11 protein-coding genes are annotated in these 13,815 nt (G+C 59.3%); 9 read left to right on the forward strand and 2 right to left on the reverse strand.

Features of this window, described 5'->3' with window-relative positions:
* Window positions 1-798 precede the first annotated feature (798 nt).
* From BMY45_RS02720 to BMY45_RS02755, 8 genes are all read left to right on the forward strand, one after another.
* Window positions 799-2,424, forward strand: a complete 1,626-nt coding sequence (locus BMY45_RS02720) for an ABC transporter substrate-binding protein (protein ID WP_092394184.1) — start codon at window positions 799-801, stop codon at window positions 2,422-2,424.
* Between the two features lie 304 nt (window positions 2,425-2,728).
* Entirely contained in the window at window positions 2,729-4,330 is a 1,602-nt protein-coding gene (locus BMY45_RS02725) for an ABC transporter substrate-binding protein (RefSeq protein ID WP_092394187.1), read from the forward strand.
* A gap of 171 nt (window positions 4,331-4,501) precedes the next feature.
* Window positions 4,502-5,923 carry an OprD family porin gene (locus tag BMY45_RS02730; protein WP_092394190.1) on the forward strand — a complete coding sequence of 474 codons (1,422 nt, stop codon included), beginning with the start codon at window positions 4,502-4,504 and terminating at the stop codon, window positions 5,921-5,923.
* Window positions 5,924-5,998: 75 nt separating this feature from the next.
* On the forward strand, window positions 5,999-7,594 hold the full coding sequence (locus BMY45_RS02735; RefSeq protein ID WP_092394193.1) for an ABC transporter substrate-binding protein: 1,596 nt from the start codon (window positions 5,999-6,001) through the stop codon (window positions 7,592-7,594).
* Window positions 7,595-7,670: 76 nt separating this feature from the next.
* The gene (locus BMY45_RS02740; RefSeq protein ID WP_092394196.1) at window positions 7,671-8,681 is read left to right on the forward strand and encodes an ABC transporter permease subunit; all 1,011 of its coding nucleotides are present in this window, start codon (window positions 7,671-7,673) and stop codon (window positions 8,679-8,681) included.
* A 10-nt stretch (window positions 8,682-8,691) separates the two neighbouring features.
* A complete protein-coding gene (locus BMY45_RS02745) occupies window positions 8,692-9,603 on the forward strand; it encodes an ABC transporter permease subunit (RefSeq protein ID WP_092394199.1) in 912 nt (303 codons plus the stop codon).
* 10 nt (window positions 9,604-9,613) lie between these two features.
* Window positions 9,614-10,582, forward strand: coding sequence for an ABC transporter ATP-binding protein (locus BMY45_RS02750; protein ID WP_092394202.1), 969 nt, complete (start codon window positions 9,614-9,616; stop codon window positions 10,580-10,582).
* Window positions 10,582-11,562, forward strand: a complete 981-nt coding sequence (locus BMY45_RS02755; RefSeq protein ID WP_092394205.1) for a peptide ABC transporter ATP-binding protein — start codon at window positions 10,582-10,584, stop codon at window positions 11,560-11,562. The genes BMY45_RS02750 and BMY45_RS02755 overlap by 1 nt, the downstream gene beginning before the upstream one ends.
* Before the next feature lie 196 nt (window positions 11,563-11,758).
* On the opposite strand, the gene BMY45_RS02760 is transcribed toward BMY45_RS02755, so the two are convergent.
* On the reverse strand, window positions 11,759-12,220 hold the full coding sequence (locus BMY45_RS02760) for a hypothetical protein (protein ID WP_092394208.1): 462 nt from the start codon (window positions 12,218-12,220) through the stop codon (window positions 11,759-11,761).
* Window positions 12,221-12,424: 204 nt separating this feature from the next.
* Window positions 12,425-12,652, reverse strand: coding sequence for a hypothetical protein (locus tag BMY45_RS02765; RefSeq protein WP_092394211.1), 228 nt, complete (start codon window positions 12,650-12,652; stop codon window positions 12,425-12,427).
* 684 nt (window positions 12,653-13,336) lie between these two features.
* On the opposite strand from BMY45_RS02765, the gene BMY45_RS02770 reads away from it, so the two are divergent.
* Window positions 13,337-13,696 (forward strand): DUF6124 family protein, encoded by a 360-nt coding sequence (locus BMY45_RS02770; RefSeq protein WP_092394214.1) that lies wholly within the window; start codon window positions 13,337-13,339, stop codon window positions 13,694-13,696.
* Window positions 13,697-13,815 lie beyond the last annotated feature (119 nt).

Consider the following 13,815-nt stretch of genomic DNA (forward strand, 5'->3'; position numbering starts at 1 on the left):
AACAGGTCGGCTATAAGGCCGCCTTCGCGAGCAGGCTCGCTCCCACAGTTGGATCGGGTACAGCCGTGGCAAACAGGCCGGCTATAAGGCCGCCTCGTCCCGGCTTTTGATCTGGGCGCCCCGTTAACCACGCTGGCCGAACGCAGGTATTGCGCAGTGGGCAACCCGGCATGGATGCCGGGTTAGCCGCGCTGGGCCATGGATGGCCCTTCGCGGCGGGCCCACGGAGCAATACCGGAGTGAGGGCATGCCGAGCCCTAGCGAGGCACCGAGTGGTGGGGCAAAGCGCTTTTGGTTACTTTTGGCGCTCTTCCAAAAGTAACCCGCCGTAAGGGCGGAACCCTAAGCCGCCGTTACCGCAGAAATGGATGTGTACCCGGTCAATAAGATCCAGGCCGGCTGTCAGGCCGCCTCGCGAGCAAGCCTTGCTCCCACAGGTAAGCGGCCAAATACAGTCGCCCGTAATACACACAAAAACCGCCCCGCTAAACACGCCAGGACACTTTGGTTGCACCGCTCTACCTCACGGGTTTCAAGAGGTAATACCCGCCCCAACCCGGTGCATCAGCAGCTTCGAGATGCACCGACAAGGAGCGCCACTCAAACCAAAAGCGCCCTCGCAAACGATCAAATGCGTCAGAAGTTACACGGATGCGACATTAAGGTACGTACGTGCCACTGTTTCAGGCTTGTAACGGCTCTGGATCTTGCATTGGGTATGGGGCCTGCATAAGTATCCGCAGGTCGACTCACGAGGTCGCCCTCAAATCAAAAATGACAACAAATCATGAGGCCAACATGCTTAAACAAGCGGTCATTCCGTTTTTAGTCGGCGCAGGCTTATTAGCCAGCGCACCTTTCGCCCAAGCGGCGACTAACCTGGTGTTCTGCTCCGAAGGCAGCCCGGCCGGTTTTGACCCTGGTCAGTACACCACCGGAACCGACTTCGACGCCTCTGCAGAAACCATGTTCAACCGCCTGACCCAGTTCGAACGCGGCGGCACCGCTGTGATTCCTGGCCTGGCGACCAAATGGGACATTTCCGAAGACGGCCTCACCTACACCTTCCACTTGCGTGAAGGCGTCAAGTTCCACACCACCCCGTATTTCAAGCCGACTCGTGAATTCAACGCCGACGACGTGCTGTTCACCTTCAATCGCATGATCAGCAAGGATGACCCGTTCCGTAAGGCCTACCCGACCGAATTCCCGTACTTCACCGACATGGGGATGGACACCAACATCACCAAGATCGATAAAGTCGACGACCACACCGTCAAGTTCACCCTCAAGGATGTTGACGCCGCGTTCATCCAGAACATGGCCATGAGTTTCGCCTCGATCCAGTCCGCCGAGTACGCCGCCCAGCTGCTCAAGGACGGCAAACCTACCGACATCAACCAGAAACCGGTCGGCACCGGCCCATTCGTGTTCAAGAGCTACCAGAAAGACTCCAACATCCGCTACACCGGGAACAAGGATTACTGGAAGCCTGAAGACGTGAAGATCGACAACCTGATCTTCGCCATCACCACCGACCCGTCGGTGCGCATGCAGAAGCTGAAGAAGAACGAGTGCCAGATCACCCTCTTCCCGCGCCCCGCCGATCTCAAGGCATTGAAAGAAGACAAAGCGCTGAAGATGCCTGACCAGGCCGGCTTCAACCTGGGCTACGTCGCTTACAACGTGATGGACAAGATCAAGGGCAGCAACGAGCCGAACATTCTGGCGGACCTGAAAGTACGCCAGGCGCTGGACATGGCGGTCAACAAGCCGCAGATCATCGATTCGGTCTACCAGGGCGCGGGCCAACTGGCGGTCAACGCCATGCCGCCGACCCAATGGTCCTACGACACCACCATCAAGGATGCCAAGTACGACCCTGAGAAGGCCAAGACGCTGCTCAAGGAAGCCGGCGTCAAGGAAGGCACCAACATCACCCTGTGGGCGATGCCAGTACAGCGTCCGTACAACCCGAACGCCAAACTGATGGCTGAGATGCTGCAGTCCGACTGGAAGAAGATCGGCCTGAACGTCAACATCGTCAGCTACGAATGGGGCGAGTACATCAAGCGTTCCAAAGGCGGCGAGAACCAGGCCATGATCATTGGCTGGAGCGGTGACAACGGTGACCCGGACAACTGGCTCAACGTGCTGTTCGGCTGCGACTCGCTGGCCGGCAACAACTTCTCCAAATGGTGCGACAAGAAGTTCGACGACCTCGTCAAACAGGCTAAGCGCACCACCGACCAGGCCAAGCGCACCGAACTGTACAAACAGGCGCAACACGTCCTCAAGGACGCTGTGCCCATGACACCTATCGCTCACTCGACGGTGTATCAACCCATGCGCGCCAATGTGCAGGACTTCAAGATCAGCCCGTTTGGCTTGAACTCCTTCTACGGCGTCAGCGTCAGCAAATAAAGGTAGGCAACGGCGGCGTTTCTGACGGCGCCGTTGCTTTATCTGCCGAAACCAAGACTCAGGAAAACGCCTACATCCAAAAGCACTGCGTACCACAGCAGCTGGTTTAGGACGTATCGCCTTTTCCCACAAGTCTTTCAGGCGTTACGCATTTACTGCCTGGCCCGCGACTCATACCGTCGGGAGCCAGGTCGATCTGCTGGCGCTGCGGCATTGCTGTTCGCAATGGATTGAACTCAGTGCCCGGACAGATCCCGCAAGGGCGCCGGTCACTGTTAAACACCCCATAGAGAGAGGGAGCGTCATGCGCCATACCTTGGTTTTTTCCGCATTGCTGGGCACCGGCCTGCTGGCCGCCACCTCCATGGCCCAGGCCGCCGGCGGCAGCCTGGTGTTCTGTTCCGAAGGCAGCCCCGCCGGTTTCGACACCGCGCAATACACCACGGCCACCGACAACGATGCCGCCGAGCCGCTGTACAACCGCCTGGCCGAGTTTGAAAAAGGCGCGACCAACGTCGTACCTGGCCTGGCGACGCGCTGGGACATTTCCGAAGACGGCCTGAAATACACCTTTCACCTGCGTGAAGGTGTGAAGTTTCATACAACCGATTACTTCACGCCGACCCGGGATTTCAACGCCGACGACGTGCTGTTCACCTTCAATCGCATGCTTGACCCGCAGCACCCGTTCCGCAAGGCCTACCCGACCGAGTTTCCGTACTTCAACGGCATGAGCCTGAACAAGAACATCGCCAAGGTCGAGGCGACCGGGCCGCTGACCGTGGTCATGACCCTCAACAGCGTGGACGCCGCATTCATCCAGAACATCGCCATGAGTTTTGCCGCGATCCTGTCGGCCGAATACGCTGACCAATTGCTCAAGAACGGCAAGCCCAGCGACATCAACCAGAAGCCGATTGGCACCGGGCCGTTCGAGTTCAAGAGCTACCAGAAAGACTCCAACATCCGCTACGTCGCCAACAAGCAGTACTGGGCGCCGGAACGGGTCAAGCTGAACAACCTGATCTTCTCCATCAACACCGATGCCTCGGTACGGGTGCAGAAACTCAAGGCCAACGAATGCCAGGTCACCCTGCATCCGCGTCCAGCCGATGTGCCGGCCTTGAAAAACGACCCGAAACTGCAACTGATCGAGAAACCGGGTTTCAACCTCGGCTACATCGCCTATAACACTCGCCACAAACCGTTCGACCAGGTCGAAGTGCGCCGGGCTCTGGACATGGCGGTGAACAAGCAGAGCATCCTCAACGCCGTGTACCAGGGCGCGGGCCAATTGGCGGTTAACGCCATGCCGCCAACCCAGTGGTCCTACGACGACACGATCAAGGACACGCCGTATAACCCGGAAAAAGCCAAGGAGCTGCTCAAGGCCGCCGGGGTCAAGGAAGGCACCGAAATCACCCTCTGGGCCATGCCGGTGCAACGCCCGTACAACCCCAACGCCAAGCTGATGGCCGAGATGCTCCAGGCCGACTGGGCGAAGATCGGCCTGAAGGTGAAGATTGTCAGCTATGAATGGGGCGAGTACATCAAGCGCACCAAGAACGGCGAGCACGATGTCAGCCTGATCGGCTGGACCGGTGACAACGGGGACCCGGACAACTGGTTGGGCACGCTGTACAGCTGCGATGCCATTGGCGGCAACAACTACTCCATGTGGTGTGATCAGGACTACGACAAGCTGATCAAGCAGGCCAAGGTCGTCACCGATCGCGACCAGCGCACCGTGCTTTACAAACAGGCCCAGCAGTTGCTCAAGCAGCAAGTGCCGATCACCCCGGTTGCCCACTCGACGGTCAACCAGCCGCTGAGCACCAAAGTCGAAGGGTTCAAAGTCAGCCCCTTCGGTCGCAACGTGTTCTCGGGCGTCAGTCTGAACCCATAACCGATTAGCCACACAGCGAGGGCCCACTTGGGCCCTCACGCCGACGTCTTGCCGGAATTCACCGTTCAGGTGTAGTGCAAACGTTTGCGAAGCCACGATGAGTTGTAAAAACCGATAGCCGTATCACTAAAAAAGACCGGCATTAAAAAAGAAAGAAAAGGAGCGTTACCGATGAAACTGAGCAACACCGCGTTACTGGCCTTGGCCATCAGCAGCGTTACGGCCACAGCCTATGCTGAGTCTGCAAGTCAGGAATTCGTTCCGACCACCCTGGCTGGCAGCAGCGCTCAAAGCGAGGCTAAAGGTTTTATCGATGGACAGAGCTTGGGCGGCACGACCCGTAACTGGTACGCCAACGAACTGAAACGTCGTGATGACCGATTCAGCTATAAGCCTAACAGCGTAAAAAATGATCCTTCCGTGCCAGCTACGCCCATTGCACGTCGTATCAACTGGGTTCAGGGCACCATCGTCAACTACACCTCGGGCTTTACCCAAGGCACAGTCGGCGTCAGCACGGAAGTAGCCGCCTACAACGCCATCGTGCTGGATCAAGACCGCAAGCACATCGCCGGCGGTTCCAACCGCACCCTGGCCGACTCCAACGGTGATGCCGTCGACCAGTGGAGCAAGCTGGGTCTGGCCAACGTCAAGTTCCGCGTATCGAACACAACGCTCACCGCCGGTCGTCAGAATTTCAGTACGCCTATCGTCGACGTTATCGGCAACCGCGCACTGCCTTCGAGTTTCGAAGGTGTGAGTCTGCATAGCGAGGAATTCAACAACCTGTCGTTCGACGTGGCCGGTTTCGATCGCGTTTCGCCGCGTACCGAGCAGAGCCTGTCGAAGTTCCGCAGCGAGTATTCCGCCACTGGCGTGGAAACCGACAAAGTCCTCACCGCCGGCGTGAACTACCAGCCGTTCAAGAGCCTGAAAACCAGCCTGTATGGCGCCAATGTTGAAGACTTCTGGAACCAGTACTACTTTGGCGCGACCCACGAGTTGGGTGACAGCCAGGTGCTGAGTCTGACCACCGGCCTGAACTACTACAAAACCGTTGATGAGGGCAAAAAGCTGATGGGGAATATCGATAACGATACCTACTCCCTGTCGCTCGGCCTTGCTCACCAGGCCCATAGCCTGACGTTCTCCTATCAGGAAGTGAACGGCGACGAGTACTTCGACTACCTGCACGAAACCAATGGCATCTACCTGGCCAACTCCTTGCTGTCGGACTTCAACAGCCCGAACGAGAAATCGTTCCAGATCGCCTACGGCCTCAACATGGCCGAGTACGGCGTACCGGGCCTGAAGTTCAACATCTATCAGGCACGCGGCTGGGGCATCGACGGCACGCATTACCGTGGCACGGCCTACACCGCACCAGGTACCCAGCGCGGCGACCTGAGCCTGATGGATGGCGAAACTCACTACGAATACGGTGTTGGCGCCTCCTACGCCGTGCAAAGTGGCCCACTCAAGGCCACCGCGATTCGTGCGACCTACACCACGCACCGCGCCAGCGAAAACCAGGCTGATGGCAACATCAACGAATTCCGTCTGGTCACCACCATCCCGTTCAACATTCTCTAAACCCTCCGCCGAACGGCCGACTCACAAGGTCGGTCGTTCGGTTTTTTGCGTTTAACCGATTGCAGAGGATTGCCGATGAACATGAATCCCCTACGCGCCGCCATCACCGCGGCGTTGCTGAGTGTCGCCGTTGGCGCCACGGCCAAACCCCTGGTGGTTTGCACAGAAGCCAGCCCGGAAGGCTTCGACATGGTCCAGTACACGACTGCAGTCACTGCCGACGCCGTGGCAGAAACCATCTTCAATCGCCTGGCCGACTTCAAGCCCGGCACCACCGAAGTGATTCCGGCCCTGGCCGAATCCTGGGACATCAGTGACGACGGCCTGACGTACACTTTTCATCTGCGCAAAGGCGTCAAGTTCCACACCACCGATTATTTCAAGCCGACCCGCGACATGAATGCCGACGACGTGGTCTGGAGTTTCCAGCGCCAGCTGGACCCGAATCATCCCTGGCACAAGCTGTCGAGCGTAGGCTTCCCCTACTTTGAAAGCATGGGCTTCAAAGAGCTGCTCAAGAGCGTCGAGAAAGTCGACGAGCACACAGTCAAGTTCAGCCTGACCCGCCGTGAAGCGCCGTTCCTGGCTGATATCGCCATGGCCTTCTCCTCGATCTACCCGGCCGAGTATGCCGACCAGTTGCTCAAGGCCAACAAGGCCGGCGATCTGAACAGCAAACCGATCGGCACCGGCCCGTTCATCTTTCAGCGCTACAACAAGGACGCCCAGGTGCGCTTCAAGGCCAACCCGGATTACTTCCGTGGCAAGCCACCGGCCGATGCACTGATTCTGGCCATCGCCACCGACAACAACGTGCGCATGCAAAAGCTCAAGACCAACGAGTGCCAGATCGCGCTGTACCCCAAACCCGACGACATCCCCAGCATCAAGAAAGACCCCAACCTGAAAGTCGCTGAGCTGGACGCGATGACCGTTTCCTACACGGCCATGAACACCAGCCACAAATACATGAGCGATGTGCGGGTGCGCAAAGCCATCGACCTGGCCTTCGACAAGGAAGCCTACGTCAATGCGCTGTTCGGCAAGGGCAACGCCACCGTGGCGGTCAACCCGTATCCACCGACGCTGCTGGGCTTCAATCACGACCTGAAGAACCCGCCCCGCAACTTGGACAAGGCCCGTGAGTTGCTCAAGGAAGCCGGCGTACCTGAAGGCACCGTGTTCACTCTGTTCACCCGTAACGGCGGCGGTCCGACCAACCCCAACCCGATGCTCGGCGCGCAGATGATGCAGGCGGACCTGGCGAAGGTCGGGATCAAGGTCGACATCCGCGTGATGGAATGGGGCGAAATGCTCAAGCGCGCCAAGAACGGCGAGCACGACATGGTTTCCGCCGGATGGGCGGGCGATAACGGCGACCCGGATAACTTCCTGACGCCTATGCTCAGTTGCGAAGCGGCCAAGAACGGCGAAAACTACGCGCGCTGGTGCAACGAGCAATTCCAGGCGCTGATCGACCAGGCCCGCGCCACAGTGAACCCCGAGGAGCGCACCAAGCTCTATGAACAGGCCCAGGTGCTTTTCAACCAGGACCAACCGTGGATCAGCATGGCCCACACCCGCATGTTTACCGCAATGCGCAAGAACGTAGAGGGCTATGTGATTAGCCCGCTGACGACCAATAACTTCGCCACCACCCAGGTGAAGTAGATAAGAAAACGCCCGGCGACACTTGACCCCAAGCGTCGCCGGGCACGCCTAACCGGCTGATGAGGTACACCTTAAGATGTTTAGTTTTATTGCCCGCCGACTGGGATTATTGATCCCCACGTTCTTCGGCATCACCCTGCTGACCTTCGCGTTGATTCGCATGATCCCCGGCGACCCCGTGGAAGTGATGATGGGCGAACGTCGGGTCGATCCCGAAATGCACGCTCAGGCAATGGAACGCCTTGGCCTGAACAAACCGCTGTATGCCCAGTACCTGGACTACATCGGCAAACTGGCCCAGGGCGATCTCGGCGAATCGCTGCGCACCCGCGAAAGCGTCTGGACCGAGTTCAGTTCCCTGTTTCCCGCGACCCTGGAACTGTCCCTGGCCGCCCTGTTGTTCGCCGGTATCCTGGGCCTTTTGGCCGGGGTGATCGCGGCACTCAAGCGAGGATCCCTGTTCGACCATGGGGTGATGGGCATCTCCCTTGCGGGGTATTCGATGCCGATCTTCTGGTGGGGCCTGATCCTGATCATGTTCTTCTCGGTGTCCTTGGGCTGGACGCCGGTGTCGGGACGGATCGACCTTTTGTACGACATCGAGCCGAAAACCGGCTTCATGCTGATCGACACACTGCTGGCCGATGAGCCGGGCGCGTTTCTCGATGCTTTGCACCACCTGATCCTGCCGGCCATTGTGCTGGGCACCATTCCACTGGCAGTGATCGCCCGCATGACCCGCTCTTCGATGCTCGAAGTGCTGCGCGAAGACTACATCCGCACCGCCCGCGCCAAGGGCCTGTCGCCATCGCGCGTGGTGTTCGTGCATGGCCTGCGCAACGCACTGATCCCGGTGCTGACCGTGGTCGGCCTGCAAGTCGGCACCCTGCTGGCCGGTGCGGTCCTGACCGAAACGATCTTCTCCTGGCCGGGTATCGGCAAGTGGCTGATCGAAGCCATCGGCGCCCGGGACTATCCCGTGGTGCAGAACGGCATCCTGTTAATCGCCTGCCTGGTGATTCTGGTCAACTTCGTCGTGGACGTGCTCTACGGCTTTGCCAACCCACGTATCCGTCACCAGCGCTGAGATCAAAACCATGAGTACTCCAACTACCTCGGTAGCAGTCGATCAAAGCCTGCTGTATCCGTCCCCGTACAAAGAATTCTGGCAGGCGTTTTCCCGCAACAAGGGCGCCGTGGCCGGGCTGATGTTCATGATCCTGATCGTGTTTTGCGCGCTCTTTGCCCCGTGGGTCGCCCCCCATGACCCGAGCGAGCAGTACCGCGACTTTCTGCTGACCCCGCCGGTCTGGCTCGAAGGCGGTCAGATGCAGTTCCTGCTGGGCACCGACGAACTGGGGCGCGATTTGCTCTCGCGGCTGATCCAGGGTTCGCGCCTGTCGTTGCTGATCGGCTTGTCGTCGGTGGTGATGTCGCTGATCCCGGGCATCCTGCTGGGGCTGTTCGCCGGGTTCTTCCCGCGTCTGCTCGGCCCGACCATCATGCGCCTGATGGACATCATGCTCGCCCTGCCTTCGCTACTGCTGGCCGTGGCGATTGTCGCCATCCTCGGCCCAGGCCTGATCAACACCGTGATCGCCATCGCCATCGTGTCGCTGCCGTCCTACGTGCGCCTGACCCGCGCCGCCGTGATGGGCGAGCTGAACCGTGACTACGTGACTGCCGCCCGCCTGGCCGGTGCCGGCCTGCCGCGCCTGATGTTCATCACTGTGCTGCCCAACTGCATGGCGCCGCTGATCGTGCAGGCCACCTTGAGCTTTTCCTCGGCAATCCTCGACGCCGCCGCCCTGGGCTTCCTCGGCCTCGGCGTCCAGCCGCCCACCCCGGAGTGGGGCACCATGCTGGCTTCGGCCCGGGACTACATCGAACGCGCCTGGTGGGTGGTGAGCCTGCCTGGCTTGACCATTTTGCTCAGCGTGCTGGCAATCAACCTGATGGGCGACGGTTTGCGCGATGCGCTGGACCCGAAACTCAAGAATGCCGCCTGAGGAGATTCCCATGTCACTGCTAGAAATCAAGAATCTCAACGTTCGCTTCGGCGACGCCACCGCCGTCCCGGTGGTCGACGGTCTGGACCTGACCGTGGAAAAAGGCGAAGTCCTGGCTATCGTCGGCGAATCGGGCTCGGGTAAATCCGTGACCATGATGGCGCTGATGGGCCTGATCGAGCACCCCGGCATCGTCACCGCCGACGCGCTGAACTTCGATGGCAAGAACATGCTCAAGCTGAGCAACCGCCAGCGCCGGCAGATCGTCGGCAAGGACCTGGCGATGGTCTTCCAGGACCCAATGACCGCGCTCAACCCCAGCTACACCGTGGGGTTCCAGATCGAAGAAGTGCTGCGCCTGCACCTGAAAATGTCCGGCAAGGCCGCCCGCCAGCGCGCCATCGAACTGCTGGAGAAAGTCGAAATCCCCGGCGCCGCCAGTCGCATGAACGCCTATCCCCATCAACTGTCCGGCGGCATGAGCCAGCGTGTGGCGATTGCCATGGCCATTGCCGGCGAGCCAAAACTGTTGATCGCCGACGAACCGACCACCGCCCTGGACGTGACCATCCAGGCGCAGATCATGGACCTGCTGCTGGCCCTGCAGAAAGAGCAGAACATGGGCCTGGTGTTGATCACCCATGACCTGGCCGTGGTCGCTGAAACCGCCCAGCGCGTGTGCGTGATGTACGCCGGTCAAGCCGTGGAAGTGGGCAAGGTGCCCGAGCTGTTCGACATCCCCGCGCACCCGTACAGCGAAGCCCTGCTGGCGGCGATTCCCGAACACAGCATGGGCGCCGAGCGCCTGGCGACGCTGCCAGGCATCGTCCCCGGTCGTTACGACCGTCCGCAAGGCTGCCTGCTGTCGCCGCGCTGCCCCTACGTGCAGGACAACTGCCGTCAACAGCGCCCAGCCCTTGACCCGAAAGCCGCCAGCCTCGCCCGCTGCTTCTACCCGTTGAACCAGGAGGTGGCGTGATGGCCGTCGTACTTACCGCCCGTGACCTGACCCGTCATTACGAAGTGTCCCGTGGCATGTTCAAGGGCCATGCCACCGTTCGCGCCCTCAACGGTGTGTCGTTCGAGCTGGAAGCCGGCAAGACCCTGGCCGTGGTGGGTGAATCCGGTTGCGGCAAATCCACCCTCGCCCGCGCCCTGACACTGATCGAAGAGCCGTCCACCGGCTCGCTGAAAATCGCCGGCCAGGAAGTGGCCGGCGCCAACAAGGCCGAACGCAAGCAGTTGCGCAAAGACGTGCAGATGGTCTTCCAGAGCCCGTATGCGTCCCTCAACCCACGGCAGAAAGTCGGTGATCAACTGGCCGAGCCTTTGCTCATCAACACCAACCTGTCGGCCAACGAGCGGCGGGAAAAAGTCCAGGCGATGATGAAGCAGGTGGGCCTGCGCCCCGAGCATTACCAGCGCTACCCGCACATGTTCTCCGGCGGCCAACGCCAGCGCATCGCCCTGGCCCGCGCCATGATGCTGCAACCCAAGGTGCTGGTGGCGGACGAACCGACATCGGCGCTGGACGTGTCTATCCAGGCCCAGGTGCTGAACCTGTTCATGGACTTGCAGGAGGAATTCAACACCGCCTACGTGTTCATTTCCCACAACCTGGCGGTGGTGCAGCACGTGGCCGACGACGTGATGGTGATGTACCTCGGTCGTCCGGTGGAAATGGGCCCTAACGAGTCCATCTACAGCCGCCCGCTACACCCGTACACCCAGGCGCTGCTGTCGGCCACCCCGACCATCCACCCGGACCCGAACAAGCCGAAGATCAAGATCGTCGGCGAACTGCCCAACCCGCTCAACCCACCGTCCGGCTGCGCCTTCCACAAGCGCTGCCCGTACGCCACCGAGCGTTGCCAGACCGAAGAACCGGCCTTGCGGTTGCTGGATAACCGGCAGGTGGCCTGCCATTACGCCGAACAGTTCCTCGACGGCGCGGCGTAAGGCTAAAAGGCAGAAAAGCACCTGTGGTGAGGGAGCTTGCTCCCGCTGGACCTGTAGGAGCTGTCGAGTGCAACGAGGCTGCGATCTTTCCCCTGCCACTTGAATCTCAAGCGAAAGATCAAAAGATCGCAGGCTTCGCCAGCTCCTACCGTCAAGCGGGAGCAAGCTCCCCTCGCCACGGGTCCTGTATTAATTCCTAACCTTTGCGCGTCGGAAATCGCTCACGCATCCCCCTGTTCCAGGGAGTCGCCCCCGTAAGGTCACCTTCGCCCTTTATCCAGACAGCCTGGTCATCAAGAGTGACTTCAAAATTGAAACCGATCACTACCCGCCATTGATTCGGATCAGATGAAAAGAACTCCGCTTTTTCTCGCGTGATGGAGCCCCCCTGCCACTCCATCGTCCGCTCCCCAGCCATCTCGTAGTAAGCGCCAGCGCCTTGCGCAGCAGCAAACGTGTATACCTTGCGCTCCGGGCCGCGTTCAGGCATGTAGAACGTCAGGTCTCTTCCACCGCCATCGCTCCAACTGGCTTGAATCACGAAATCCTCACTGTCGGCGTCAGCCACTAATGTCAGGCTGGCCGAATCAAACGCAACGCCGCCCACCCATCCCGCCAGGTGTCCTTCGGCCCTTTTAGACTGGTCGCTGTTTCTCATAGTGTTCTCCTGGCTCCTTAGCAGTTGAACAATCGCTGCCCAAAGTTATAAGAGCCGGCTGCAATACCGTCTACTGTCAGACCTGACAGGTCGATGTATATCTGCGGCGTCACCTTATTTGGATACTGCAGAAGTCGTGCATAAAAACGCCCTGATATCAGGGCGTTTTTTATGCAGAGGGGAACCATCAGCTCAGCATTTGGATCAAGTCTGGCTATCACCATCAGGATCTTCATCAATCGACGAGTCGTCATTGTCCTGATCGCCGGGCGTTTGTTCCTCGTCCGCGGCAAGCATCAACTCGCCCTGCGCCACCTGCCCGTACGCCGCTTGTTTTTCATGCTCATCGCATTCGGCCCAGGCCGCTGACGAACCGAGAGACAGCAACACTAAAACCTTCAGCAAAATCATCGCGCGGAGAAATGTGTTCATAGCCGATTCCTTTTTTCTCTGGTTAAAGCCCAAGCCTGACTGCGTTCAAGAAACGCTGCTCCCGAACGGTCGGTTCCTCAGATAAGACGCCAATGCACAGGGAGAAATGCCATCCAGGCACAGAATGCTTTCGAATAAGGCTTATCCCGAACGGCTATGAAGTGAAACCGCTTTTAACCCACCCAGCGACCGAATGTGGGAGCGAGCCTGCTCGCGATGGCTGTGGGTCAGCCAACTTGAGATTGACTGACCCGCAGCCATCGCGAGCAAGCGTTGCTCCCACAGGTTCGTCCCGCGTAGCTCCCGTTCTCTTAACGGCAGACATTGAGCCTTACAGACAAATTCCCATTAACATGGAGCACTAATCCCGAGGCTACATCGCCTTGCGCCATTGCCTACAACTAAGCCAGAATCCGCCCGATTGTGCGCCTTGGGGCCGGGCTCTATGGTTACCTGGTCGCTGAAAATCAGCGGTCGGGTTTAGCAGCCTGAATCCCTAGATGCACAGTGCTCCACATCATGGAGCAGGTTTTAGTGCCTGCCATGTATGTAATGGCGGTTGTGCGTGGGAGACCTTCGGGTCTGCCGGCTTCTAGGGGTCCGGTCTGCTAACCCGCGTACAGTCGCCACCCTCTTCGTTTAGCAGCGATGTCTGGCGACTCCATTACCCCTAGGAGCGTCATCATGTTCAAGGTCACACCCAATCCCCCCGAAACAGACCCCACCTCTTCCTACTCAAGCCTCGATCCGGAAAAATTCCACGAAGCCACTGAGCGGGCACTCAATTATTATTTGAAGCCGGAACAGGCCAAATCCAAGAAAGAGCCGCCGGCAGGCCAGCTCTTCACCATCGTGGAGGGGGTCGACAGCGAAAGCCTGCTCGCCAACCTCAGCGAAAACCTGGCCTCGGCCAACGCCATGATCAGCGATTTGGCATTCGATCTTGAAGGTTCTCGCCGGCATGTTGCGCTGGGTATCCAGCAAGTGATTGAGCTGAGCGAACTGTTGGCAAATAGAGCGTTGGACATCGCCGACCCACGTTAGACGCCCCTTGTGGGAGCGAGCCTGCTCGCGAAGGCGGCGCTACATTCGACATGGATGCAAGCAGACCTACCGCCATCGCGAGCAGGCTCGCTCCCACAGGGGATTTGAGGTGAACATGG

Origin of the sequence: Pseudomonas sp. NFACC39-1 (assembly GCF_900110355.1) — a bacterium.
GTDB lineage: Bacteria > Pseudomonadota > Gammaproteobacteria > Pseudomonadales > Pseudomonadaceae > Aquipseudomonas > Aquipseudomonas tehranensis.

Bases quoted from the DNA above. Each gene is read 5' to 3' on its own strand.
- BMY45_RS02735 (WP_092394193.1), top strand. From the start codon at position 5,999: ATGAACATGAATCCCCTACGCGCCGCCATCACCGCGGCGTTGCTGAGT.
- BMY45_RS02760 (WP_092394208.1), bottom strand. From the start codon at position 12,220: ATGAGAAACAGCGACCAGTCTAAAAGGGCCGAAGGACACCTGGCGGGA.
- BMY45_RS02770 (WP_092394214.1), top strand. From the start codon at position 13,337: ATGTTCAAGGTCACACCCAATCCCCCCGAAACAGACCCCACCTCTTCC.
- BMY45_RS02755 (WP_092394205.1), top strand. From the start codon at position 10,582: ATGGCCGTCGTACTTACCGCCCGTGACCTGACCCGTCATTACGAAGTG.
- BMY45_RS02765 (WP_092394211.1), bottom strand. From the start codon at position 12,652: ATGAACACATTTCTCCGCGCGATGATTTTGCTGAAGGTTTTAGTGTTG.
- BMY45_RS02750 (WP_092394202.1), top strand. From the start codon at position 9,614: ATGTCACTGCTAGAAATCAAGAATCTCAACGTTCGCTTCGGCGACGCC.
- BMY45_RS02730 (WP_092394190.1), top strand. From the start codon at position 4,502: ATGAAACTGAGCAACACCGCGTTACTGGCCTTGGCCATCAGCAGCGTT.
- BMY45_RS02720 (WP_092394184.1), top strand. From the start codon at position 799: ATGCTTAAACAAGCGGTCATTCCGTTTTTAGTCGGCGCAGGCTTATTA.
- BMY45_RS02725 (WP_092394187.1), top strand. From the start codon at position 2,729: ATGCGCCATACCTTGGTTTTTTCCGCATTGCTGGGCACCGGCCTGCTG.
- BMY45_RS02740 (WP_092394196.1), top strand. From the start codon at position 7,671: ATGTTTAGTTTTATTGCCCGCCGACTGGGATTATTGATCCCCACGTTC.
- BMY45_RS02745 (WP_092394199.1), top strand. From the start codon at position 8,692: ATGAGTACTCCAACTACCTCGGTAGCAGTCGATCAAAGCCTGCTGTAT.